The following is a 25536-nucleotide window of genomic DNA, read 5'->3' as shown; positions in this document are numbered from 1 at the left end:
AATCAACGACGCTCGACGATGTTGCCACCGCCCAGGATATAGCCGGCACGGCCTTCGACATACTCGACAAAGACATTGCCGGGCGCCAGCGACAAGGCGCGCTCCAGGCATGCGGCGGTCAGCCGCATGGCGGCCTCGCGGGTCTCGGCAGGCCGGCCCTCGAAAGCCAGCAGCCGCACCAACGGCGAATGGCTATCCACCGGCTGCGCCTGCGCCACCTGCCCACCAACTGCGTAATGACCAGGCTGCAGCACATGCCAAGCGGACCAGACATGCTGTGGCTCGCATTGAAACACGGCAGCCAGCTCCTGATTCAGCTCGGCCAGAATGCCGGGAATATCGGCCTCGACCGGCAGGCTGCTGATGGTCAGCACAGGCATGCTGTCAGTCCTTTTCGAGGAACAGCCGCGTTGCCAGCCAGCAGAACACGCTGTACACCACGGCGCCGACGATGGCCATGGCAAAGCTACTGACGGCAAAACTCTTCAGCACCTCGGCCACCAGCCAGAAGCAAAAACCATTGATCACCAGAGTGAACAAGCCCAGGGTCAGAAAGTTGACCGGCAAGGTCAGCAAAAGCAGCACCGGCCTTATCAGCAGGTTCACCAGCCCCAGCACCAGCGCAATCCAGAGTGCCGACAGAAAACTGTCTACCTTGATGCCGGGCAGCAGATACGCCACCAGCAGCAGACTAAGTGCATTGATTACCCACACCGCCAGCAGCTTCATCGCCTATTTCTCCTCTCTAATACGGTTTTCATTCAGGCTGCGCCAGCTCGCCATCAAGCTGTCTCGGCCGATTTTCGCAGTTCGGCTATGGCGGCAATACGGGCCTGCCGTACCACCTCGGGTATCTGCGCCTTGTCCTCAGTAGCTGCGGCCAGGGCGCCTGCATCCACGGCAGCGGCAGCATCGCGGCAAGCCAGCAGGTAGGCATGCTGGGGATAGTCTGCCGTCTCGAAGGTAGGTCGGCCACGGGCATCTGCCACGCAAGCATCCAGCATACGGGCAAAGCGCTCCGGTTTACGTAGGGCGTCGCAACGGGCCAACAGTTCCATCACCGTGGCGGGACGCAGTTCCTGAGCCTTGTGCACCAGGCCGTGCTCGCGGCACACCATCAAAGCCAGATCCCGGCAATCATTGGGTGCGCGAAGGCGTTCCGACAGCTGCTCCGCCAGCGCCACTCCCCGCGCCTCATGACCAATATGGCGGGGCCATTCCGCTTCGGGCGTCGTACCCTTGCCCAGATCGTGGCAAAGGGCGGCATAGCGGGTATCCAGCGGCCAGCCCTGGCTGGCGGCATAGTCCAGCGCCCGCATGGCATGATCACCGGTATCGATCTCAGGGTGCCACTGGGCAGGCTGGGGTACGCCAAACAAGGCGTCCAGCGCTGGCATCAGCCTGGCCAATGCACCGCACTCGCGCAACACCATCAGCATCCGCGACGGCTGCGCCTCCATCAGGCCCTTGGCCATCTCGGCCCACACCCGCTCAGGCACCAGATGATCCACTTCACCCATGGTCACCATCTCGCGGCACAGTTTCATGGTCTCGGGCGCCACTTCAAAACCGAAGCGCGCCGCAAAGCGAGCCAGCCGCAATATCCGTACCGGGTCCTCCACAAATGCCGGCCCCACATGCCTGAGCAGCCGGCGGGCCAGGTCATCCTGGCCGCCATAAGGGTCTACCAGCTCGCCATCCTCGTCCTCGGCCATGGCGTTGATGGTCAGGTCGCGCCGGGCCAGGTCATCCTCCAGCGTCACATCGGCTGCGGCATACACCGTAAAGCCCTTGTAGCCATGGCCGGATTTGCGTTCGGTGCGGGCCAGCGCGTACTCGGCATGGCTGGTGGGGTGCAGAAACACTGGGAAGTCCTTGCCCACCGGCTTGTAGCCCTGTGCCAGCATCTCGTCAGGGGTGGCGCCCACGACCACGTAATCGCGATCCTTGACCGGTAAACCCAGCATCTGGTCGCGTACTGCGCCACCCACGGTATATATCTTCATGGTGCTTCTCATTCAGGCAGGTGCCACCCCAAGGCAGCGATAAAGCATTGATACCACTAGCGGATTCCGCTATAGCGCGGCCGCCGCATGCACCACGCACGATCATTCCTCTCCGTGCGTGCCAGCTTGTTTGCAAGCTTATTGTATCTCTGCCCGGTCGCAGGCCTAAAATCACGCACCAGACAGGCGCTCACCCCATCATCACGTGGTCGCCACATCCCCTTACAGGAGTCCCCCATGCGCATTGCCCACGATATTACCCAACTGATAGGCCACACCCCGCTGGTGCAGCTCAACCGTGTTACCCAGGGCCTGGGTGCACGCGTGGTCGCCAAACTGGAGTTCTTCAACCCCTCGCACAGTGTGAAAGACCGTATCGCTGTCAGCATGGTCAATGCAGCCGAGGCCAGCGGCGCACTCAAGCCAGGCGACACCGTGGTAGAGCCTACCTCGGGCAACACGGGCATAGGCCTGGCCATGGTGTGCGCCGCCCGGGGCTACCGCTGTGTGCTGACCATGCCCGAAACCATGTCCAAGGAGCGGCGAGCCCTGCTGCGTGGCTATGGTGCCGAGCTGGTACTGACGCCAGGACCAGAAGGCATGACCGGCGCCGTCAACAAGGCCAGGGAACTGGCCGAAAGCAATGGCTGGTATATGCCACAGCAGTTCGAGAATCCAGCCAACCCCAAGATACATCGCGAAACCACGGCTGAGGAAATCTGGAACGATACGGATGGCCAGGTCGATATCCTGGTATCGGGCGTGGGCACCGGCGGCACCATTACCGGCGTGGCCGAGGTGATCAAGGGTCGCAAGCCCGGCTTCAAGGCCATTGCAGTGGAACCCGATGCCAGCCCGGTATTGAGCGGCGGCGCCAAGGGCCCCCACCCCATACAGGGCATAGGCGCTGGCTTTGTACCCGCCGTACTCAATACCGGCAGCTACGACGAAGTGATCCGTGTGGCCAACGAGCACGCCTTTGCCACCGCCCGGCGCATGGCCACTGAAGAAGGCCTGCTGGTGGGGATCAGCTCCGGCGCCGCCGTCTGGGCCGCCCTGCAGGTGGCTGCCAGGCCAGAGCATGCCGGCAAGCTGATCGTGGTGATCATCCCGTCCTTCGGCGAGCGCTATCTGTCGACGGCACTGTTCCAGGGACTGACAGACTGAGGGACAGTTGTGGCGGCATGGGACACCCCGCAATGCGCCCATATGGGCGCATGGTGCCGCCACAGCAATTTATCCACAGGCTGGAATCCACACCAAAGTGGCTGCAAGCGGCGTGATTGCTTGCGCCACCTAAGTGTCATATTCACACTCCAACACCCATCCAATGATGACGACATAAGGCTAAGATGCCTACCTCGTCAATAAAGGAGGGTGCAGTATGCAGTTCAACAAGATTACCGCCGTACTTTGCCTGGCCACCAGCCTGACTGCAGCTGCCGACATCGCCATCGACAGTACCGGCGCCGCAGTGCAGTTTGCCGGCAAGGATAGCCTGCAGGTCAACAATCTCCACGTCCCCGGCTACGGTAATTACAGCCTGCGCTTCAAGTGGGACCCGGTCAGCCTCAGTTTTGTCTATGACCCAGCCTCCTTGACCCTGGCCTCGCAAAGCCGTTGCAGCAAGCAGGTATACCAGCTTTCCAACACGTTCTCCGAGCATATCCAAGCCTCTACCCGGATGGTGGACGGCGTGGAATATGGTGGCCTCAGCGATGTTGCTACCAAGTCGCTGTCTGACTGGACTGTCACCAATGTCTGGACCAACTTCACCGTGGTATGGGCCAAGACCGCGCTGCAGGCCGACAATCCTTACCTGAAGGGCCAGACCGTCGCTAACTTCGACCCTAACAAGGGCTATGGCTTTGTCAGCACCTACGGTGACTATGGTTTCAAGCACCACGATCTGGTTGAAGTAGGCGGCAATCTGGATACCGAAGACTTTCTGCTGATCAAGCAGGTCAACGGCAGCAACACCGCCATCTTCGACAAGGGTGCGCGCCGCACGGGCAGCTTCGGCTGTGCCTCCAACACCGGCACCTACTATGAGCACAGCACCTCCAAGGCGTCTGTGGTGATGGCAGGCGATACCGCCGCCCTGACCAGCGGCTACAACACCCTCAAGACCTCCTGGTCCATCAGCACCGGCATAGGCAGTGTGGGTGCCTCATCGGATAGCCGCGCCAAGTCCACCCACGACTACGGTGGCCTGGAAAAAGGCGACAAGTTGCTGGTGCGCGACATCGGCAATGGCTTCAGCATGGTGGCCGTTGACGAAAGCGGCAAGGTACTGGGCAGCCATCTGGTCATGACCATGTATTGATGGTGCCAGGCTTGCTGCATCCCCAAAGACAAAAGGCCCTCACGGGCCTTTTGTCTTGCTATGGCGCATGCCGCATCAGGCGGCGCCGCGACAATCGGTCCAGAAACCAGGTCAATCCCAGCGCAGCGACCGTCAGCCCCACCACCAGCGAAATCCAGAATCCCTGCGCCGCCATCGGCTCTTGCCGCCACGGCAGCCAGTCGGGCGCCAAGCCCAGTATGCAGCCCAGCGGCAACGAGAAGCCCCAAAAGGCCGCCATGTGGATGACCATGGGCGGGCGGGTCACCTTGTAGCCCCGGATGGCTGAACTGGTCGATACCTGGGTGGCATCGGACAGCTGGAACAGCGCCGCGAAAATCAGCAGATGGGCCGCCGTCGCCGCCACGGCGGCATCGCTGGTGTAGGCAGCTGCAATCTGGTGGTTGAACAGGGCGATAAAGGTGGCCGACACCATGGCAAAGGCCAGCGACACCCCTACCCCCACCCAGGCCCTGAAGCGCGCTGCGGCCGGATCGCCTTCGCCCAAGGCGTGGCCTATGCGGGTAATCAAGGCCACACTCAGGCTCAGCGGCACCATGAACACCAGCGATGAAAAATTCAGGGCAATCTGGTGCGCTGCCACCTCGGCAGCACCGAACTCGGCCACCAGCAGGGCGATCAGGCCAAAGGCGCTGGACTCGGCAAAATAGGTCACGCCTATGGGCAGGCCTATATGCAACAACTTGCGTATCTCCGGCCCGTGCGGCGCCTCGTAGCGGGTAAACGGCCAGGTCTGCCTATAGACCGGCGACCGTTTCATCCACCACAGCAGCGCCAGCAGGTTAAACCAGACGCAAACCAGCGTGGCCCAGGCACACCCCACGCCGCCCAATCGGGGCAGGCCAAACTTGCCGTAGATCAGCAGCCAGTTGAGCAGGATATTGATGCCCAGTGCCAACAGGGCAATCACCATCATGGGCTTGGTCTCGTTGAGGCTGGCGCTGTAGCCATACAGCACGCGGTAGCAGGCGAAGGCAGGCAGGGCAAAGCTGGTCACCTGCACAAACGCCTTGGCCATGTCGCGCACGGCGGGGTCCAGTTGCATCACATCGAATATCAAGGCCGATGCCTGGGCTGCCAGCAAAGCCACCACGCCTACCCCCAGGGCTTTCCACAGCGCCTGCCGCACCACATGCGGTATCAGGTGATGCTCTTCCGCCCCCACATGGTGGGCCACGGTAGGATTGACCGACATCATCACCCCCATCAGGGTCACGATGATGATGGACCAGACCGAGGCCCCCAGCGACACGGCCGCGAGATCCTCGGCGCTGGCATGGCCAGCCATGGCTACATCGGCCACGGCCATGCCAACGGTAGCCAACTGACCTATCAGCATGGGCCAGGCCAGTTGCCAGAGCGCGGCGGCTTCGGTCTTGATGGCTGGCGTAGTAAGGCGTTTCAAGGGCATGGGACAAACCGGATCTGCAAACACGGTCTTCCATTCTAGCCCGCCTTGGCGCAAGCGCCCCGTGACGGTGTAAAGGCAGAACGGCTTAGCTGTAGTGGCCCTGCCCGGCAATACTGGCTTCCAGCGCCAGCTCCCTGCCAAAGCGCTCGCTCAGCGCCAGGGTCTCATTCAGTGTCAGGTCCAGTATCAACAGGCTGCCATCCGGCAGGCGCTCTATCTGACCCTCAAAATACAGTGCCACCTCACGCGCCTTGGCCAGCAAGGTCTGCTGGCCCTTGCCTGCGCTCAGGCGTAGCCAGTTGCGGCCAACATGGCGGCGTGCCAGTTGCTGCGACACGGTGCGGGCATCAATGGTGGAGTCCTGCAAGGAGGCACGGTCACAACCGTAGGTGCCGTAAGCGGACGCAGAGGTATCGAGGCAATCAAACATGGTGGGCTCCAGAAGCGTGTTACGACAGCGTGCCCGACCACCGGGCGTCGCTTTAGCGGCTTAGGTTCGACGGCTTACCGTCACGCGCCCCGCAAGTTGTCGATTAAATCGGCGCGTTTACTGCTGTACTGGCTGCATTGAACCAGGCGGCAAGCCTGGTCCGGAAAAACAAAAAACCCGCTGCCTGAGGCTAGCGGGTTGGAGCGCATGCGGTACGAGACCGCCTTGACGCTGACCACGCTTTAGCCGCATTTATCAAGCGCCCGCAAGCTGAGGGTCAAATCGGCGCCAAGGCCTGCAATGTATTACGACTACGCCCGCAACGTCAACGGGTGTTTACCGCCAGCGCCGCCATGGTCTGCAGCAAGCGGCTACGGTCGGCGGCGCCCAGGGTATCCCACAGCACTGCCAGGGCATCACCCAGCGTGGCGGCGTGGATATTGGCGCGTAGGCCTAACAGATAAGCGTGCAGAAAGTCTGGCCAGACAGCCTCGCTGCAGATGACATCATCCTGCTGCAAGGTAAGCATCTTGTCTGCCTGGGCAGCTTCCATCACGGCGCCATAGGCTTGTTGCAGTTGGCCGTCAGCCAAACGAGGCGCACAGCGCTGCACCCAGGCCAGGGCAATCAGGTGATGCCCGTAGAAGCCAGGCTGCCGACTTACTACCGCAAAAACCTCGGCGAACGTCAGCCGCCTGCCGGCCGGGCGTGTAGGCGGTTGCCAGTGGCTATCCCAGACCGGATAGCCTGGATAGGCCTGCGCGGCAAACTCGACAAATCGCTCCAGCAACCAGGGGTGCTGGCTGGCATCGACCCGTTCCACCGCCACAGTGAAAGACAACCAGATGGACAGACCATGAGCCAGATAGCCGGGCTCATTGAAGGCACGCCCGGCATAGTGCCCCACGACTGCCGCCAGCCCATGGGTGGCAACCCAGTCATTGGCGGCACGGTAAGCCAGTGGCAGCAGGCCACGGGCAATCAATCGCTCTGCGGCACGCGGGCCATAGCGCATAGGCGACGATACGGTGGAGGCCAGTAATCCACTGGCTGTCGGCGTAAGGTGAAATTCGCTGTGCGCCAGCAGCTGGGCGCCCTGTGCCGGGCTCCAACCTGGGAAGCGCTCTCCCAGGTAGGCCAGAGCCAGGGCCGCCTTGATGCGATGAGGTTGCCCGATATCGGCCACCGCATGCAGGGCAAAGGATAGCAAGGGCGCCAGGGCCAGCGGATGCGGCTGATGCGACATGATGATCTCCTCCGAAGTAGTGAGATCATCTTATTTATAAATAAATATGTTTACTAATTGTGATTTGCTATGCGGGCCATAGCATTTACATCGGACGGCCGGGCAGCGTTACTCCGGTGCGCGACTATCGAGCATCAGCGTGACCGGGCCATCATTGATCAGGCTGACCTGCATGTCTGCGCCAAACACGCCCGTGGGAACGGGCTTGCCCAAGGCCTGGGACATGGCGGCCACAAAGCGGTCGAACAGCGGCTGCGATACCGGCCCAGGGGCAGCGCGGCTCCAGGACGGGCGGTTACCTTTCTTGACGCTGGCGAACAGGGTGAACTGGCTGACAGCCAGCACCTCCCCACCGACATCGAGCAGGGAACAATTCATCACGCCCTGCTCGTCGCCAAACACCCGCAGCTTGCAAAGCTTCTGCACCAGCCAGCCGATATCGGCCTCGCCATCATCGGCCTCGGCACCCACCAGCAACAGCAGGCCAGGGCCGATGCGGCCAACGGTCTGGCCGTCGACCGCCACAGCAGCTTCGCTGACACGCTGCAGCACTACCCTCAAGCTTGCGGCTCCCGGTTGTCGTTCAGGCGCAGGAAGCCCTTGACCAGGCGGTAGACCATCCACAACCAGGTACCGGCACCCACGATGATGGCCAGCGGAATGCCGATCAGGGTGACAAACAACAGGCTGGCGAGGATGCAGCCTGCCAGCGAGTACCAGAATATCTCGATCTGCCAGCGGAAGTGCTCGGCCAGCCAAGTTCCCCTGGCTTCGTCACGCTTGACGTAGGCAATGATGACGCCGATCAGGCCGGTAGGTATGGCGGTCATCAAGGAGACGGCCAGCAGGATATAGACCGCCAGCACCAGATTCTTCATTGAACGTTCGGCCTCGTCGGGCAATAGGACTTGTGACATGGTGTTTGCTCCCCTTTGTTGATCAAGCAGGCTCCAGCTTATCAAAGCTGGCCGGCGCTGCAGCGCTTCCGCGACAGTCAGCGCCAGCAATGGCCTGGGTTGCCGCCAGACGGGAATGAAATGCATGCCCCGCTGGCTGTGTACCGCCTGGTCAGCACTCCACGACGTTGACCGGCACTTCAACAATGTCGATGGCGAGGCCACCGCGTGCGGTTTCCTTGTACTTCACATGCATGTCGCGCCCGGTATCGCGCATGGTGCGTATCACCCGGTCCAGCGAGATATAGTGCGTGCCATCACCACGCAAGGCCATGCGCGCCGCATTGATGGCCTTGATCGACGCCATGGCATTGCGTTCGATACAGGGCACCTGTACCAGCCCGCCCACCGGATCGCAGGTCAGACCCAGATTGTGTTCCATGCCGATCTCGGCAGCGTTCTCCACCTGTGCCGGCGTACCGCCCAGCACTTCACACAGGGCACCTGCCGCCATGGAGCAAGCCGAACCCACCTCGCCCTGGCAGCCGACCTCGGCGCCGGAGATAGAGGCATTGGTCTTGAACAAGATGCCGATGGCGCCTGCGGTGAGCAGGAAGCGGACTATGCCGTCTTCGTTGGCTCCCGGCACGAAATTCACGTAATAGTGCAGCACGGCTGGCACGATGCCCGCCGCCCCATTGGTGGGCGCCGTCACGACCCGGCCACCACCGGCGTTTTCCTCGTTGACGGCCAGTGCGTAGAGGTTGACCCAGTCCAGCACCGTCAGCGGATCACGCAGTGCCGCCTCGGGCCTGCCGGCCAGTTGCCGGTACATATCGTAGGCGCGGCGCTTCACCTTCATGCCACCGGGCAGGATGCCTTCGGTACGGCAGCCGCGCTCCACACAGGCATGCATGACCTGCCAGATATCCAGCAGCTTGGCCCTGACTTCGGCCTCGCTGCGCCAGGCCAATTCGTTCTCCAGCATCAACTGGCTGATAGGCTTGCCATGGCGCTCGGCCAGTGCCAGCAGCTGCGCGCCCGTGGTAAAGGGATGCGTCAGTACCTCGGCCGTCGGCGGGGTAAAGCCCCCCTCCACCGCGTGCTCATCCACCACAAAGCCGCCCCCCACCGAGTAATACGCACGCCGCTCCAACTCGCCGCCCTCGGCGTCATAGGCACTGAAGATCATGCCGTTGGGGTGGTATGGCAGGGTCTTGCGCTTGTGCAGTACCAGATGCAGCGGCTCGTCGAATTCGATCTCCTGGCTACCCAACAACTTGAGCCGCTTGCTGGCGCGTATGGCTGCCACCATGGCAGGCACCTGATCGGTGTCCACCAGCTGCGGCTCCTCGCCCAGCAGGCCCAGTATCACTGCGATATCCGAACCGTGGCCCTTGCCGGTGGCACCGAGCGAGCCATACAGCTCGGCCCGTATGCTGGCCACCTTGGGCAGCAGGCCTTCGCGCTCCACCCGCTGCATGAACTGCCTGGCAGCACGCATGGGGCCTACGGTGTGAGAGCTGGACGGCCCGATGCCGACCTTGAACAGATCAAATACGCTGATAGCCATGCTGATGTCTCCACGCCGCGCTTGGCGGTCATTTTCTGGTAGTGCCACCGGGGTGCCGGTGCCTGGGTCGCGCGTAGTCTAATCGTGGCCGACTACAGATGCACGCAGCTTTGCCGCAGCCCATCATCAGCCCGGGCAGGCCAGCCCGGCAGCGCCGGCTTTGCCCCGCGCCTCACGCCCTGGCGACGCAGACTCCACCGCGCCAAGATAGCGATAAATCATTGATTCAAATAACCATTAAATATCCGGCATCGAGCAGCGACACAGACCATGGACACAGGACACGTCCCTATTAGGACTTACCCTAGGTAGATATCAAACCGCACACTATCGCCCTCCAGGCTATAGCTCGGCTTGGCGCCTGCCAGCAGCGGCGCATGCCGTGGTCGCTTCACCACCACCCGGCAGGCAGCCAGTGCCCTGGCCGGCAGCAGCAACGCATCGGCATCGGCATCAGCCCCCACCACCTGCTGAAAGGTCTGCATCTCTTTCTTGGACAGCGCCGATTTGGTTTTGGTCTCCGGGAACATCGGGTCCAGATAAATGACCTCTGGCCGGTCGGCTGCCCAGGCCTGCATCAATTCGCTGGCCACGCCGTGGTGCAGGCGCATGCGGCTGGCAATGGCCGCCACCTCATCACTGGCCTGTGCCCGCAGCAAGCCATCGGCCAGCAGGCTGGCGGCCACCGGCGAGCGCTCCAGCATGTCTACCTGGCAGCCCAGCGAGGCCAGCACAAAAGCATCCCGGCCCAAACCCGCCGTCGCATCCAGCACATGCGGCGTGCTCCCGCCCTTCAGGCCGCAAGCCTTGGCCACGCCCTGGCCACGTCCACCACCATGCTTGCGTCGCCAATCTGCCGCACCACCCACAAAATCGACAAAGACCGGGCCAGGCGCGCCCTTGCCCAGGCTGCACAAGGCCAGCTTATGGGCATCCAGCACAAGCGCATGGCCCTGCTCGGGCAAGGCATCAAGCAGCACAAAACCGTAGTGAGCCGCCAACTGCTGGGCATGGGCATGGCGCTCGGAACTGGAACAAAACAATGGGGGCAGCATAGGATAGGGTCTGGGCCAATACCGGCCGTATAAGGAGAGCCATGCGGCTGGTCATTATCGCATTCGTGGCGGGTGTCGTCTGGCTGCAGTTTCAGGCAGCCTTGCCGCCGCTATGGCCGGGCCTGCTACTGGCAGCGGTGGCGGCGGCCTGGGCATGGCGTCAGCCGCGCTGGCGGGTAGGCTTATGCCTGCTGGCCGCCTTGGGGCTAGGTGCCAACTACGCCACCTGGCGGGCCGATATCAGGCTGGCGCAGCAACTGCCGGGCAGCCTGGAACTCAAGCCACTGCAGATCGAAGGCGTGGTGGCCGGCCTGCCCCAGCCCAGCCAGTACGGCCCACGCCTGCGTTTTGCGGTGGACCAGGCACCGCCTGGGGTGCCGGCCTTGCTGCTACTGAACGACTACGCCCGCCCCGCCCAAGGCTGGCACGCTGGCGAGCGCTGGCAGCTGACCGTGCGGCTCAAGCGTCCTCATGGCAGCCTCAACCCAGGCGGCTTCGATTACGAGGCCTGGCTGCTGGGCGAAGGCATAGGCGCCACCGGCAGCATCGCCAAGCGCGGCCGTAGCCTGCTGGACGCCCATGACAACCGCCCCAGCTCGCTACTGCACCGCAGCCGCGCCTGGCTGGCACAACGTATACAGCAGCAGTTGCCGGATCAGCCTTTTGCCGGCGTAATTGTGGCCCTGGTCATCGGCGAGCAGTCCGGCATCAGCCAGGATCAATGGCGTTTGTTCAGACAAACCGGCATTACCCATCTGGTCAGCATCTCCGGCCTGCATGTCACCCTGGTCGCCGGCCTGCTCGGTGCCACCGTCGGTTGGCTGTGGCGCCGTTCTGCCCGCCTCACCTTGCAACTGCCCGCCCGCAAGGCTGCCCTGATCGCCGCCGTGGCGGGGGCATTGGCCTATAGCGTGCTGGCGGGGTTTTCCGTACCCACCCAACGCACGCTCTACATGCTGGTGGTGGCGGCTATCGCCCTGACCAGCCATCGCGCACTGTCTATCTCTACCATCTGGACCCTGGCGCTGGGCACTACAGTGTTGCTCGACCCCTGGTCGGTGCTATCCGCTGGTTTCTGGCTGTCTTATCTGACCGTGGGAGCCATGCTCTGGGCGCTGTCTGGCCGACATGGTCAGCTGCTGGGCTGGCGCCAGCGCTTGCTGCAATGGGGAACCGTGCAATGGGCCGCCACGTTGGGCTCGCTGCCGCTGCTACTGCTGCTGTTCCAGCAAATGCCACTGGCCTCGCCCCTGGCCAACGCCATCGCGATCCCACTGATCAGCAGCGTCGTTACCCCACTGGCCCTGCTGGGTGCACTGGACCCTACCGGCCTATTGCTGCAACTGGCCCACTGGCTGCTGACCCAAACCCTCTGGCTGATCTCGCCGCTGGCAGAAAGCCGTCTGCAATGGACCCAGGCAGCCCCGCCAGGCTGGTTGATACTACCCGCCGCCCTGGCCACGGCCCTGCTGCTGTTGCCACGGGGCGCACCGGGCAAACTGGCCTGCTGTGCCCTACTCCTGCCGCTGCTGCTGCCCTTGCATCAGGCACTCCCCCAAGGCCACTTCCGCGCCACCGTCTATGACGTGGGCCAAGGGTTGGCGGTGCTGGTAGAAACACCCCGACATAGGCTGCTGTTCGATACCGGCCCCGAGGGCGGAGGCGGCCGTACCGTGCCGTCTGCCCTGCGCGCCGGTGGCATCAAGACACTGGACGCCTTGGTACTGAGCCATAACGATGGCGACCACACCGGCGGCGCCGCACTGGTGCTGCAAGAGGTTGGCGTAAACCGCATCGTCGGTACTGCGCTGGCCACCAACAAGCTGCCCGCAGGCCATCCTGCCCCGCTCCACCAGCCCTGTCAGGCAGGGCAGCAATGGGTATGGGATGGCATACGGTTTGCCATGCTCCACCCCCAAACGGCTGGCGGCCGGGCAGGCGACGATAACGCCAGCAGCTGTGTACTCAGGATCAGCGGGCCGGGTGGCAGCCTTTTGCTGCCCGGCGATATCGGCATGAAGGAAGAAGCCTTGCTGGTCGGGCAGGCGCAGGAACTGGCCGCCGATGTACTGGTGATGCCGCACCACGGCTCGGATACCGCCTCCAGCCCAGCCTTCATCAATACCGTATCACCCCGCTTTGCCATCGCCACGGCCGGCTACCGCAACCACTTCCGCCACCCCAGACCCGCCGTGGTGGCACGCTACCAGGCCGCAGGTGCCACGGTCTTGCGCAGCGATGAGGATGGCGCGGTACGGCTGGACTTTGCGCCGGACGGGCTGGCGGTGAGCCGCTGGCGGGAGATCAAACGGCGGTACTGGCACCTGCCTGGGTGAGGCCACTCCCCGCTCAAAGCCCGCCAGCAACCTGTTCCGGCGGTGCCAACAGAATGGTGGCAATCACCACATTGCCCGCGCCCTGGTAGGCCAGCGATTCAAAGCTCATGGCGCGGGCCATAGAGATACCCCGGCCATTGGGATCGAATGCGCGGGCGGGGTCGAAGTCGAGGAAGCGATTCCAGTCAAAGCCATCACCTTCGTCTTCGATCTCCACCAGCAATCTGCCATCCTGTCGGCGGGCTACAATCTTCACCCGCTTGTCCACATGTTCAGGCTGCTGTTGCAGGGCCTCTATTTCCTCGCGCCAGCGGCCAGATTGCATCATGGCTTTCTTCTCGGCATAGCCCACGCCCAGATTGCCATGCTCTATGGCATTGACGATCAGCTCGGTCAGGCCCAGCACGGTGCGCTCTGGTGCCGGGGTCAGCTTGCCCAGCAAGGCGGCCACCCTTTGTGCCTCATCCAGGGTGCCCAGCTGGAAGCGGGCTTCGCTGAGCATGGCCAGGCCATCAAGTGGCTGCGCAGCGGCCTGCTTGACCGACCGACGGGCGCGATGCTGCGCCACGGCGGCAGCCACAATCGCCAGCAGCATGTCGCGCTCGAAGGGCTTGGTCAGGTAGTAGTAGGCACCCGCCTCCATGCCCTCGCGCACAGCCTCTGGCGAGCCCACCGCCGTCTGCATCACCACCGGCAGGCCCGATAGCTGCGGATGGGCCTGCATGCGCTTGAGTACCTCCATGCCATTGAGGCCGGGCATCATGCGGTCCAGCAGCACGGCATCGAAGCTGTCGCCGGCACGGGTCAGCCAGTTCCATGCTTCTTCGCCGTCCGATGCCAACTCGACGGCATAACCGGCTTCGGTCAGGTGTTCGGCCAGGATTTCCAGATTGAAAGGCTCGTCATCGACAAGCAGCAGGGTAGGCTGGGGTTTGTTGCTACCGGTCATGGATTTCCTCCTGGTCCGCTACGTACGGCGGAATAGTCTACTTCCCATTGTAGTGCGGGATTTGCAATCAACAGGCTCACCACGAAACGTGCGCCGCCATCAGGCCGGTTCTCGGCCCGTATGCCGCCACCGTGGGCTTCGATGATCTCGCGCGAGATAGCCAGGCCCAGGCCCGTGCCGCCAGCGCCGGTCTTGGTCTTGGAACTCTGGATGAACTTGTCAAAGATGGTGGCCAGCTCGTCCGGCGGCACACCCACGCCCTCGTCATCCACCGCCAGCTGTATGCAGCCACCTTCCTGCCAGGCACTCAGGGTGACATTCCCGCCCTCGGGGCTGAACTTGACAGCGTTGGATACCAGATTGCGCAGCACCTGTATCAACCGCAGCGAATCCCCCCTCACCCGTGGCAGATCATCCACCAGGGTAATATGGATGCGCAGGCCGCGATCGCGCGCCAGGGGAATGAATTCGCTGGCCACCTCGCGCACGATGGGCGGCAGTTCCAGCGGCTGCATGTCATAGGTCATCTTGCCGGCCTCCAGCTTGGAGAGGTCGAGCAGGTCATTCAATATCTGCAGCAGGCGCTGACCGCTCTGGCGTATGCGGCCAAAGTAATGGGCCAGCTTGTCTGGCGCCACATCGGTGGCACGCCGCTCACCCAGCTCGGCAAAGCTCAATACGGCGTGCATGGGCGTGCGCAGCTCATGCGACATATTGGCCAGGAACTCCGATTTGGCCATATTGGCCGCCTCGGCCAGATCCTTGGCCACCCGCATGGCCTCTTCGCCGGCCCGCCGCTCGCCGATGTCCTGATAGATCCAGATGGAGCCCGCCAGTGGGTCTGCCGGGTCGATGGCCTTACCGAATGCCTCACACAGCACCAGCCGGCCATCTGCCGCCCGGTAGCTGACTTCCAGGGTAACCACACTGCCCCCCACCATGGGCAAGTAGGCCTCGTTCGATAGCCGCTCGAACGCCCCTTCATCCGCAAACAGCATGCGGATGGATTGGCCTATCAGGGCAGAGCGGGTGTAGCCGAACAGCAGCTCGAAGGCGGCATTGACCTCCAGTATGTTGCGCTGTCCCAGGAACACCGTGGGCAGCGGGCTGGCGGTAAACAGGGTGTTGAGCTCGGCGGTACGTTCGCGCACCAGGTCGGCCAAGTGGTCGCGGTGGCGTATCAGCTCGGCCTCGATCTGCTTGCGGTCGCTGATATCCCTCAGCATGACCAGCCACTCGCCCTCGCTGGCCGGGGTGACACGCGCTTCAAACTGGCGGTCGCCGTCTCCCAGGGGCAGGCTGTATTCAAAGCTGCGCACCCGGGCGGGCCAACCGTCGGTCAGGGCAAAATCCAGCTTGATGGCAAACTCGCCCGGCAGCCGGCGGTAGTGCTGGCCCACCACCTCGCGCGACAGACCGAATTCACCACTGCCGGCACGGCCACGGCAATCCACCACCACGCCGGTGTTGTTGAGTTGCAGCATCAGGTCGGGAATGGCCTCCAGAATCGCCACATTGCGGATTTCCGCCCGCAGCATGGCCTCTTCAGCCGCCTTGCGCTCACTGATATCGAGCAGCGAGCCCGCCAGCCCTGGGCGATTGTCGAACAGGATGGGCTTGGCCGTGATCAGGGCATAGAAGCGGCTGCCGTCGGGGCGCTGCATCAGCACCTCGGTCGGCTTGCCGCCTGAACGCTCGGGCGAGATTGCCACCGCCAGCGCCTCGCGCCAGGCACTGGCAATCAGGTCATACAGGCTGCGGCGCTCGATCAGATCGACCGGGTTGTGGCCAAAATAGGCGGCAAAAGCCGGGTTCACATAACGCAGCTGGTCGTCCTGCAGCACATAGATGCCGATATGGGCGGCGTCGAGAATGGCACGGTGCTTGTATTCGCTCTCGAACAACATGCGCTCGGCCCGGCGCCGGTCGCTGACATCGCGGATCACCCCGACAAAATAGTGGCTGTCGCCCAGGGTGAACTGACTGAGTGACAGCTCCACCGGGAAGGCGGCACCATCCTTTTTCTGCCCCAGCAACTCGCGGCTGCCCAGCAGCCGCTCCTGGTCCAACCGCAAGGTCGGCAACTCGTCGCCCCGGCTGCGTTGCACCGAGGGTAGCAACATGCCGATATTGAGCCCCAGCACGGCATCCATCTCATAGCCAAACAGGCGCTCCGCCGCCCGGTTGAAGCGCTCGATGCGGCCCTGGTCGTCGATCAGGACGATGGCCTCGCTGGTGGTGTCCAGTATGGTCTGCAAGCGCAGGCCATCACGCCGTGCCTCGCTGGCTGCGGTGCGGGCACGGTTGAGCTCCTGCTGCAGGCTGCGGTTCTCCAGCTCCAGCGGGCTCAGCTCGGTTTCATCCGGGTGGACTTTGCGCATGGCCAGCGCCGCCGCCAGCAAAGACAGCAGCCCACCCAGCAGCAGCAGGGGCTCGCGGCCGTGCGTGCGAGCTTCTGCCAGGGCTGTTTCCACCAGCCTGGCCTCCAGCCGCCACTGCCGCCCGCCCAGGCTGACATCGCGGCTGGCCAGCAGACGCAACGGCAGCGCGGCGTTGTTGAGTTCGGCCGGGTAGAGCGGCTCGGCCCGGGTGGGGTCGGTCACATCGAACCAGACATCCTGTATGGCCTTGCTCTGCGGCAGGCTCAAAGCCACATCAGCCGGGGTAATGGCCAGCCCCAGCAGGCGCGGGGGCTGTTCTTCGCCCTGCCAGCCCAGCAGCAGGGCCGCCACCCGCCCTCCTGCTGCGCGGTAAGGCGCAGACAGGCGCACCTCATGCACAGGCAAGCGCGACAAGGTGGGCGCCAGTTGCCGGTCGGCCGCCAGATCCAGCCCTATGCTGAACTGCGACGGCACCGACAGGGCGCCATAGACGATGGGCAGGTAGTCACGCCGCGCGGGCGAGCGCACCTGCTGTCCCAGGGCATTGCGGAAACGCAAGGAAAAATCCGGATAGAGCCGCCGCCAGCGTGCCTCGAAAGCGGCCCTGGCTTCGCCACCCACCGGCTCGGCGGCCAGCAGGGTATCCACCCCTGGCGTGCGCTGCAGCGCCGAAGCCAGCAGGGTGAACTGCTCAGGCGAGGGATCGGGGTTGAGCTTGAACAGGGCACGCATGCCCTCGATGCCTTCTTGCGCACGCCGCATGCCGTACTCGGCATTGGACACCCGCTCTACCGCTTCACCCTGAAAGTGGCTGAAGGCCAGGCTCTCCATATGGCGGGCGCGCCAAGCGTCCAGGCCCGCCGTCAAGGCGAATCCCAGTATCAGGCTGGCGACCGCCAGGGCGGCACGACGCCGCATCAGGGCTGCGCTGCAGTACGGCTAGGCCGACTGCAGTTCCTGGAACAATGCCAGGAATTCCTGGCTGAGTTTGTGACGCGCATCAAGATGTATCATAGGCAAGCCTCGATCATGCGATTCGCGGATCTTCACCGAACTGGACAGTTTGCTGTCCAGCACCGGCAGGCCTTCTTCCTTCAATTCGTTGACCAGCCGCTGCGGCAGGCTGGCCCTGGGTTGGAACTGGTTGACCACAATGCCTTCCACCACCAGCGCCTGGTTATGGTCAGCCCGTATCTCGCCGACATTGTTCATCAGGGTATAGAGCGCCTGGCGCGAGAAGTCATCACAATCGAACGGGATTAGGCAGCCTTCCGCCGCGATCAATGCGGACTGCGTAAAGAAGTTATAGGCCGGCGGCGTATCGAGGATGATCTCATCGTATTCCTTCGCCAGCTCATTGAGGGTATCGCGCAGCTTGTAGATCTTGTGGCGCGATTCCAGCTTGGACTGCAGCTCACCGATTTCTGGGTGGGAGGGTATCAGGAACAGGTTCTCGAACGGCGTGGCGTGGACAAAGGCGCTGGCTGGCTTGGAAAACAGGCTGAAGTTCAGCGTCTGCTCAAAATACTCGGCCAGGGTGGGGCTGATTTCCTTGGCCGCATCGCCAAGCAGGTAGCGGCTGGAGTTGCACTGCGGGTCGATATCGATCAGCAGCGTCTTGCGTCCCTGGTGGGCCGCAATGGCCGCCAGATTGACTGCAATCGTGGACTTACCGACGCCACCTTTCTGGTTGAAAATGACCCGCTTCATGGCCTGCTCCGAAGTAGTTGATTCCGCTGGATTCTATCAGCCTGCTGCAGCGCAGCAGTGAAGGACCTACCTATCATTGTGGCTGTCAGGCAGACGGGTGTGGCTTTTTGGTCGCCGAAGCTATGCACAGTGGGTAGGCAGTCGCGACAGCGCCTCGCAAAAGTAGGCCCGGTCACTTGCCGGCAGGCCGTCCAGCTCCCGCTGCAATTGCTGCACCGAGGCCTGTGCTGCCGCCACGGCACCGCCATGCAGGGCATACCAGGCATGTTCCAGGCGCAAGCCGCAGCGTTGCAGCAGGCTGTAACGCGCGCGGTTTTCCTGCTGTGCCGCCAGCAGCGACTCGGCCAGGGCCAGCCAGCTGACCGGCAGCAGCGCCTGCTCATCCAGCCAGGGTAGCTGGCCCGCCTGCGCCAGTATGGTTTCCGGCACCAGGGGTTGATAGCTGCGAAAGACCGCCAGCGAGGGCGACTCGGTACGGGGGCAATGGCCGCGGGCGATACGCATCAGGTAGATGGCATTCCAGGCCGACAGGGCGCCGCTGCCGGCACAGCGGCATAGCCATTCGCTCAGCAGCAGCCAGCGCATGGCGGCAGGGCTGGCCGTCAGCGGTTCGCCGCAGAGGCCTTCCTCGGCAAACAACCAGATGGCCATGCCCGTATTGGCCGCCACCTGCTGCGCGGCATCAAATGAGCCGAACTCGAAGGCCGCTTCCAGGGCGCGGGCAAAATGATCGAGAGCCTGTTGTGCCATCTGCCTGCGCAGGGCCAGATCAGGCCCCTGCCCGGCCAGCGCCCTGGCTCGGGCAATCAGGGCGGCCAGGTTGTACCACTCGAAGCGGATGCGGGGATGGTGGCGGACAACGGATGCCCGGGGCTCTACCTGTCGCATCTCGCGCAGGATGGCCTCGGCCTGCTCGGCCTCGCGCTGGCCCCAGGCCACCCAGGCCGACAGGATATGCTCCATGGCATCCAGGTAGCCGCTCTCCCCGGCACCATCGTTCTTGAGCGTGCGGCGCAACTGGGCCAGCAATTGCCTGGCCGCCCCCAGATCGTCCAGCCTGCGCCAAGCACTGGCCTCGCCCAAGGCGGCCAAGGCCTGCTGCAGGCCATTGCCTGCCAGCCCGGATGCAGCCTTGAACCCTGCCAGCGCGCCTCGCTCCTGCCGGCTGCCGCTGGCATCCAGCACCGCCAGCAAACGCCCTTGGCGTAAATCCTGCTGGGCGGCCGCCAGGGTCAGCCAGAACTCCACCCCCTGCTCTGCCGGCCTGGCAGGCGGGACGGTAGGCCGCGACTGCCCCAGGAAATCAGCCACCTCGCCCGGTGTGGCCTGCCGGCCTTCCACCATCAGGCACAGCCTGTCCGCCTCGGCCTGTGGCAACCAGAAAGGCCCCTGGCTGCGGCCATCGGGATTAAGAAAACGCGGGTCGCGGCCGCTGTCATCGCCCCAGCCTGCCCGTATGCCCCAACGGGCAAAATCGCGATAGGCGCGGCTCACCAGCATGCGCAGGCTGCGCGCAGCGGGAAACTGCTGGCGCAGCTCTGCCAGCCGTACCAGACCACCCGGCTCGCCCCCTTGCCGGGCCTGGCACAGCCGGGCCAACAGCCAGAGCGACTGGTGGGCTGCACGCTGCCCACCTACAGTCTGGGGTACGGCAAGTTCTACGGTCAGGGCAATCGACATGGTGTTCCGCTTATCCAGCAAGGCCCGCCATTGTGCGGCCTGGCGGCTAGCCAACCAAGTTTGCGTTACAGACGTTACAGCAGTGGCTGCAGTGACGCCCGATGCGCTCAATTTGCCCCAGCCGCCCTCGTAGCATGGGGTTACCCATTCACCACCAAGAGGTACACCATGCTCTACCCACTACGTTTACTGGCCGTGATGAGCTGCCTGTTGCTGAGCCAGACGCCGCGTGCGGCCGGTGTCGTCGAAACCGATGCCCTGCAGCGGCACTTCGACGCTGCCGGCCTCAAAGGCACTTTTGTGCTGTACGACGCCAGTGCCGACCAGATGACGGTGTACAACCCCAAGCGGGCTGCCACGGCTTATACGCCAGCCTCCACCTTCAAGATATTCAACAGCCTGGCTGCCTTCGACAGCGGCGCGGTACGCGATGCCGACGAGATACTGCCTTATGGCGGCAAGCCCCAGTGGCTGCCGGCCTGGGAGCGTGACATGCATCTGCGCGATGCCATGCGTCTGTCCAACGTGCCCATCTACCAGGAGGTAGCCCGCCGCATCGGCCAGCCGCGCCTGCAGGCCTATGTCAAAGCCGTGGGTTACGGCAACGCCGATATCGGCCCGGTGGTAGATCGCTTCTGGCTGGATGGACCGCTGGCCATCACCGCCGAGCAGCAGGCCCGCTTTACCGCCCGCCTGGGCCTGGGGCAACTACCGTTCTCGGCCAAGGCCATGAGCATGACCCGCGATATCATGCAGTTGGAGAAGACCGCCGATTACACGCTGTATGGCAAGACCGGCTGGGCGACCAACAGCAAACCGGCCATAGGCTGGTGGGTGGGTTATCTGCAGCGGGGCGACAAGGTATATGGCTATGCGCTGAATATCGACATGCCCACGCTGGAAGACGCCCCTAAGCGTATGCCACTGGGCAAGGCCTGCCTGAAAGCCCTGGGCGTGCTACCGTAACTTCGTTTTACCCCCAAGGGGCAGCCGCCATCGCAGCCCTGCCGCTACCTGCGTGCCAGGCCCCGTGCACAAGCTCGGCTTGGTATGCAGCACAGCACCGCTACGGCAATTCCTGGCTCAGCATCTCCCAGGACTGGTCCGCTTGCAGTTGCGCCAGCAGGAAATCCAGCAAGGCACGGACGGCAGGCGAGAGGCCGCGCTGGCTGGCATAGACCGCTTGCAGGCTGACCATGGGAAAGCGCCAGGCCGGCAAAACCTCGACCAGCCGGCCGGCCTGCAAATCTGCCCGTACCATGGGTTCGGGCATCATGGAGACACCCAGCCCATCCACCACGGCACGGTGGCGCAGGCCGAAGTGCTCGCTGGCCAGGCGCGGTGGCAGGATGATTTCGGTGGGCACGCCACCCGGCCCCCGCATGCGCCAATGGATGCGGCGATCCGCCTCGATGGCGCCCAGCGCCGGTAGCTGGAGCAGGTCGTCCGGCTGCCGTGGCGGTGCATAGCCGGCCAGCAGTTGTGGGCTGGCCACCAGGCAGGTGCCATACTGCGCCAGCCGCAAGGTGGGCCATTGCAGGTCTTCGTCGTAGCTGGGCCGCACCCGCAGCGCCACGTCCACGCCCTCTTCGATCAGGTCTACCCGTCGGCTGGTCAACACCGTCTCCAGCGCCACCTTGGGATAGGCCTGCAGGAACGCAGCAAACACCCGGCCCAGGCCGGAATCCACCAGCACGCTGGGGCTGCTGAGCCGCACTAGGCCGCTGGGCTCCTGCTTGAGGCTGGCGGCCACCCTGGCCGCCGCATCGGCCTCGCGCAGCAGGGCCTGGCTGTGTACCAGCACCTGTTGTCCGGCATCGGTCAGCGTCAGCTTGCGGGTACTGCGCTGTATCAGCCGCACGCCCAGCCCGGCCTCCAGCTCGGCCACCCGGCGCGACAAGCGCGACTTGGGTATGCCCAACAGCCGGGCCGCCGCCGAGAAACCGCCGGCCTCGATCACCTGGGCAAAATAGCGATAGTCATTGAGATCTGCTGTTTGCATGGCCTGACCCACTTGCCTCATCAATAGAACAATACTTCCCAATATTGCCGTCTAGTTCGACCCATGGTGCAAATATAGGATACGCCCTATCGAGCGCAACACTGCGCACATCCAGATAAGGACGCGAAACATGAAAGCCATCGTGGTAACCCGTTACGGCAAGACCGAAGAGGTCGTGGAACTGCGCGACATGCCCGCACCCGTCGTGGGCCCACGCGACGTGCTGATCGAAGTGTATGCAGCCAGCGTCAACCCCATCGATTTCAAGATGCAGCAGGGTGAGCTGAAGGCTGTACGCAAGCTGCAATTCCCCTACATCATGGGCTTTGATGTATCGGGCGTGGTCAAGGCCGTTGGCAGCGAAGTCTATGGCTTCCAGCCCGGCGAAGCGGTGTATTCGCGGGTGGATGGCGAACGCTTTGGCACCTTTGCCGAACTGGTGGCGGTAGATGAGCAGTTCGTGGCCCACAAGCCAGCACGCCTCAGCCACGCAGAGGCCGCCTCCCTGCCTCTGGTGGCCCTGACCAGCTGGCAAGCATTCGGCCGCGCCAGCCTGAAGGCCGGCCAGCGAGTGCTGGTACATGCAGGTGCCGGCGGCATCGGCACCATCGCCATCCAGATCGCCCGCGCCCTGGGGGCCAAGGTAGCCACCACCACCAGCGCCAGGAATGTCGAACTGGTCCGCTCGCTGGGTGCCGACACCGTGGTGGACTACCAGCAGCAACAGTTCGATACCGTACTCAGCAACTACGATATGGTGCTGGAGACCCTGGGGGGCGATAACCAACGCCGTTCCTTCTCGGTACTCAAGCCCGGCGGCATCCTGGTCAGCATCCTGGGTGTGCCCACGGCAGCCTGGGCCCGCCAGCAGAAGCTGCCATTCTTCATGCCCTGGCTGTTTGGCTGGCTCAATCGCGGCAATGACAAGCTGGCACGCCAGCACAAGGTACAGTGGGACATGCTGCTGATGCAGCCCGACGGCCAACAGCTGCGCGGCATCAGCGATCTGGTGGAAGCCGGCCTGGTGGCACCTGTCATCGACCGTGTCTTCCCCCTGGCCCAGGCCAAGCAAGCCCTGCTGCACAGCCAGAGCGGCCGGGCACGCGGCAAGATCGTGATCGAGGTCAAAGCAACTGCGGCATAAACCCTGTACCGTTGTCGCCTGGGGGAGGAAAAGCGCGGCAAGCGCCCGCTCAAGGCAGTTGCAATGGGCCGGGAGAGCGGCTTCACGCGCCTATATGCAGTCCATACCATGAGAAGTACATGTAGCAGTAGAGAGAGAAGTTGTTCGTAGAGTGTGGGGTGAGTAGCAAGGTGATTGGCGCTACTCACACCCCACCCTACCCAAGCATTAACCCGGCAGGCATGCCGGGCGGCAGCCCCCACGCCCATGCCATGCCGCGCACCCCGCAACAGGGTGCTTGAAACCACGGCAACCGCCCCCATTTGCTGACTCATCAGTCCCAAAACCCTGTTATCAACAAGGTGAATTTCTTATGAGCAAGCAAACCCTCGGTTTCCAGGCAGAAACCAAGCAACTCCTGCAATTGATGATCCACTCCTTGTACTCCAACAAGGAAATCTTCCTGCGCGAACTGGTTTCCAACGCCAGCGACGCCTGCGACAAGCTCAAGTTTGAAGCGCTCAACAACGACGCGCTGTATGAGAACGACGGCAGCCTGCACATCGACGTGGCATTCGACCGCGATGCCCGCACCATTACCCTCAGCGACAACGGCATAGGCATGACCCGCGAGGAGGTGGTGAACAATATCGGTACCATCGCCCGTTCTGGCACCAAGGCCTTTTTCGAGCAACTGAGCGGCGATGCCAAGAAGGACGCCAACCTGATCGGCCAGTTCGGCGTGGGTTTCTACTCGGCCTTTATCGTGGCCGACCGCGTCAGCCTGACCACCCGCCGGGCCGGCGAAACCACCGCCACCCGCTGGGAGAGTGAAGGCGCTGGCGAATACACCCTGGAAGACGTGGAAAAAGCCGGCCGTGGCACCGACATCGTGCTGCACCTGAAGGACGGCGAAGACGAATTCCTGGATGACTGGCGCCTCAAGTCCATCATTAAGCGCTATTCCGACCATATCACCCTGCCCATACGCATGAAGAAGGGCAATAGCTACGGCGAGAACGGCGAAGTCATCGTCTCGGACGAGCTGGAAACCATCAACAAGGCCTCGGCCCTGTGGGCACGCAGCAAGAACGACATCAGCGAGGAGGAATACAAGGCCTTCTACAAGCATGTCTCGCACGACTGGGAAGAGCCGTTGGCCTGGAGCCACGCCAAGGTGGAAGGCCGGCAGGAATACACCGAGCTGCTCTACCTGCCCAAGCGCGCCCCGTTCGACCTGTATGACCGCGAGCGCCGCCATGGCGTGAAGCTGTTCGTGCGCCGCGTATTCATCATGGAGGACGCCGAGAAGCTGCTGCCGCAGTACCTGCGCTTTGTTCGCGGGGTAATCGACTCCAATGACCTGCCCCTCAACGTCAGCCGCGAAATCCTGCAGCACAGCAAGGATATCGACACCATCAAGGCAGGCTGCGTCAAGAAGGTGCTGGGCCTGATGGAAGACATCGCCGAGAACCGCGCCGACGACTATGCCGCCTTCTGGAAGGAATTCGGCCGCGTGCTCAAGGAAGGCGTGGGCGAGGACATGGGCAACCGCGAGCGGATTGCCGGCCTGTGCCGCTTTGCCACCACCGCCAGCGACAGCGAAGAGCAATCCGTATCGCTGAAAGACTACCTGGGCCGGATGAAGGAAGGCCAGGACAAGATTTATTACGTTACCGCCGACTCCTTCGCCGCCGCCAAGAACAGCCCGCACCTGGAAATCTTCCGCAAGAAGGGTATCGAGGTCCTGCTGCTGTCAGACCGCGTGGACGAATGGTTTGTCTCCTCGCTGACCGAATTCGACGGCAAGTCGCTGGCCTCGGTGGCCAAGGGCGGGCTGGATCTGGGCGCGCTGGAAGACGAAGCCGAAAAGCAGGCCCAAGAGACCAAGGCCGCCGACTTCAAGGAACTGACCGACAAGGTCAAGGAAGCGCTGGGCGACAGTGTGCAGGAAGTGCGGGTGACCCACCGCCTGACCGACAGCCCAGCCTGCCTGGTGGCGGAAGAGCATGGCATGAGCGGCAATATGGAGCGCCTGCTCAAGTCAGCCGGCCAGCACATCGGCGGCAGCAAGCCCATCCTGGAAATCAACCCCGACCATGTGCTGGTGGCCAAGCTCAAGAGCGAGCTGGGCGGCGAGCGCTTTGGTGATTGGTCCCACATCCTGTTCGACCAGGCCCTGCTGGCCGAAGGCGGCCAACTGGAAGACCCGGCAGGCTTCGTCAAGCGCCTGAACGGCCTGATGCTGGCCATGTCGGCCTGATCGTAGCCTATCCCTGCAAAAGCGCCCGCCCATCGCGGGCGCTTTTTTGCGCCGCTAAGAGCCACCCCTTTCAAGGTCTTTTCCCTGCGGCCTGTTTGAGCACGCGAGCG

The 25536-nt window shown here is 63.3% G+C and carries 21 protein-coding genes; 6 read left to right on the top strand and 15 right to left on the bottom strand.

Going from position 1 to position 25536, the window contains the following annotated elements:
* Positions 1-2: 2 nt before the first annotated feature.
* From V7714_RS20280 to V7714_RS20270, 3 genes are read right to left on the bottom strand one after another with little or no spacing between them, the layout of a single operon-like run.
* Positions 3-380 carry a hypothetical protein gene (locus V7714_RS20280; RefSeq protein WP_335711359.1) on the bottom strand — a complete coding sequence of 126 codons (378 nt, stop codon included), beginning with the start codon at positions 378-380 and terminating at the stop codon, positions 3-5.
* 4 nt (positions 381-384) lie between these two features.
* Complete coding sequence (locus V7714_RS20275) at positions 385-729, bottom strand: phage holin family protein (RefSeq protein WP_284194515.1); 345 nt, start codon at positions 727-729, stop codon at positions 385-387.
* Between the two features lie 53 nt (positions 730-782).
* A complete protein-coding gene (locus V7714_RS20270; RefSeq protein WP_335711358.1) occupies positions 783-2006 on the bottom strand; it encodes a multifunctional CCA addition/repair protein in 1224 nt (407 codons plus the stop codon).
* Between the two features lie 237 nt (positions 2007-2243).
* On the opposite strand from V7714_RS20270, the gene cysK reads away from it, so the two are divergent.
* A complete protein-coding gene (gene cysK, locus V7714_RS20265; RefSeq protein ID WP_335711357.1) occupies positions 2244-3173 on the top strand; it encodes a cysteine synthase A in 930 nt (309 codons plus the stop codon).
* A 217-nt stretch (positions 3174-3390) separates the two neighbouring features.
* Positions 3391-4332: a hypothetical protein gene (locus tag V7714_RS20260; RefSeq protein ID WP_335711356.1), complete on the top strand. Its 942-nt coding sequence runs from the start codon at positions 3391-3393 to the stop codon at positions 4330-4332.
* A 58-nt stretch (positions 4333-4390) separates the two neighbouring features.
* On the opposite strand, the gene V7714_RS20255 is transcribed toward V7714_RS20260, so the two are convergent.
* The 7 genes from V7714_RS20255 to V7714_RS20225 form a co-directional block, all read right to left on the bottom strand.
* Entirely contained in the window at positions 4391-5782 is a 1392-nt protein-coding gene (locus tag V7714_RS20255; protein WP_335711355.1) for an MATE family efflux transporter, read from the bottom strand.
* Positions 5783-5867: 85 nt separating this feature from the next.
* Positions 5868-6212: a hypothetical protein gene (locus V7714_RS20250; RefSeq protein ID WP_335711354.1), complete on the bottom strand. Its 345-nt coding sequence runs from the start codon at positions 6210-6212 to the stop codon at positions 5868-5870.
* Positions 6213-6537: 325 nt separating this feature from the next.
* Positions 6538-7458, bottom strand: coding sequence for a hypothetical protein (locus tag V7714_RS20245; protein WP_335711353.1), 921 nt, complete (start codon positions 7456-7458; stop codon positions 6538-6540).
* 108 nt (positions 7459-7566) lie between these two features.
* Positions 7567-8019 (bottom strand): D-aminoacyl-tRNA deacylase, encoded by a 453-nt coding sequence (gene dtd / locus V7714_RS20240; protein WP_335711352.1) that lies wholly within the window; start codon positions 8017-8019, stop codon positions 7567-7569.
* Positions 8016-8375, bottom strand: coding sequence for a DUF4870 family protein (locus tag V7714_RS20235; protein WP_284194522.1), 360 nt, complete (start codon positions 8373-8375; stop codon positions 8016-8018). The genes dtd and V7714_RS20235 overlap by 4 nt, the downstream gene beginning before the upstream one ends.
* Positions 8376-8526: 151 nt before the next feature.
* Positions 8527-9927, bottom strand: coding sequence for an L-serine ammonia-lyase (locus V7714_RS20230; protein WP_335711351.1), 1401 nt, complete (start codon positions 9925-9927; stop codon positions 8527-8529).
* Positions 9928-10226: 299 nt separating this feature from the next.
* Positions 10227-10982, bottom strand: coding sequence for a class I SAM-dependent methyltransferase (locus V7714_RS20225; protein ID WP_335711350.1), 756 nt, complete (start codon positions 10980-10982; stop codon positions 10227-10229).
* 41 nt (positions 10983-11023) lie between these two features.
* Here V7714_RS20225 and V7714_RS20220 point away from each other — a divergent pair, with 41 nt between their 5' ends.
* Entirely contained in the window at positions 11024-13318 is a 2295-nt protein-coding gene (locus V7714_RS20220) for a DNA internalization-related competence protein ComEC/Rec2 (protein WP_335711349.1), read from the top strand.
* 13 nt (positions 13319-13331) lie between these two features.
* Here the strand turns inward: V7714_RS20220 and V7714_RS20215 are convergent, their stop codons facing one another.
* From V7714_RS20215 to V7714_RS20200, 4 genes are all read right to left on the bottom strand, one after another.
* On the bottom strand, positions 13332-14267 hold the full coding sequence (locus tag V7714_RS20215) for a response regulator (protein WP_335711348.1): 936 nt from the start codon (positions 14265-14267) through the stop codon (positions 13332-13334).
* Positions 14264-17566 carry a PAS domain S-box protein gene (locus tag V7714_RS20210; RefSeq protein ID WP_335711347.1) on the bottom strand — a complete coding sequence of 1101 codons (3303 nt, stop codon included), beginning with the start codon at positions 17564-17566 and terminating at the stop codon, positions 14264-14266. The genes V7714_RS20215 and V7714_RS20210 overlap by 4 nt, the downstream gene beginning before the upstream one ends.
* 21 nt (positions 17567-17587) lie before the next feature.
* Positions 17588-18358 (bottom strand): ParA family protein, encoded by a 771-nt coding sequence (locus tag V7714_RS20205; protein ID WP_335711346.1) that lies wholly within the window; start codon positions 18356-18358, stop codon positions 17588-17590.
* Between the two features lie 120 nt (positions 18359-18478).
* Positions 18479-20038 carry a hypothetical protein gene (locus V7714_RS20200; protein WP_335711345.1) on the bottom strand — a complete coding sequence of 520 codons (1560 nt, stop codon included), beginning with the start codon at positions 20036-20038 and terminating at the stop codon, positions 18479-18481.
* A 168-nt stretch (positions 20039-20206) separates the two neighbouring features.
* On the opposite strand from V7714_RS20200, the gene blaOXA reads away from it, so the two are divergent.
* On the top strand, positions 20207-21004 hold the full coding sequence (gene blaOXA, locus V7714_RS20195; RefSeq protein WP_335711344.1) for a class D beta-lactamase: 798 nt from the start codon (positions 20207-20209) through the stop codon (positions 21002-21004).
* A gap of 100 nt (positions 21005-21104) precedes the next feature.
* On the opposite strand, the gene V7714_RS20190 is transcribed toward blaOXA, so the two are convergent.
* Positions 21105-22040 (bottom strand): LysR substrate-binding domain-containing protein, encoded by a 936-nt coding sequence (locus tag V7714_RS20190; protein WP_335711343.1) that lies wholly within the window; start codon positions 22038-22040, stop codon positions 21105-21107.
* Between the two features lie 130 nt (positions 22041-22170).
* Here V7714_RS20190 and V7714_RS20185 point away from each other — a divergent pair, with 130 nt between their 5' ends.
* Positions 22171-23184, top strand: coding sequence for an NADP-dependent oxidoreductase (locus V7714_RS20185; RefSeq protein WP_335711342.1), 1014 nt, complete (start codon positions 22171-22173; stop codon positions 23182-23184).
* 352 nt (positions 23185-23536) lie between these two features.
* A complete protein-coding gene (gene htpG, locus V7714_RS20180) occupies positions 23537-25426 on the top strand; it encodes a molecular chaperone HtpG (protein ID WP_335711341.1) in 1890 nt (629 codons plus the stop codon).
* Positions 25427-25536: the final 110 nt, after the last annotated feature.

The sequence above is a fragment of the Chitinimonas sp. JJ19 genome (assembly GCF_036961565.1).
Classification (GTDB): Bacteria; Pseudomonadota; Gammaproteobacteria; order Burkholderiales; family Chitinimonadaceae; genus Chitinimonas.
Note: the sequence above shows the minus strand (reverse complement) of the source record. Positions and strands in the feature narration are given on the sequence as shown.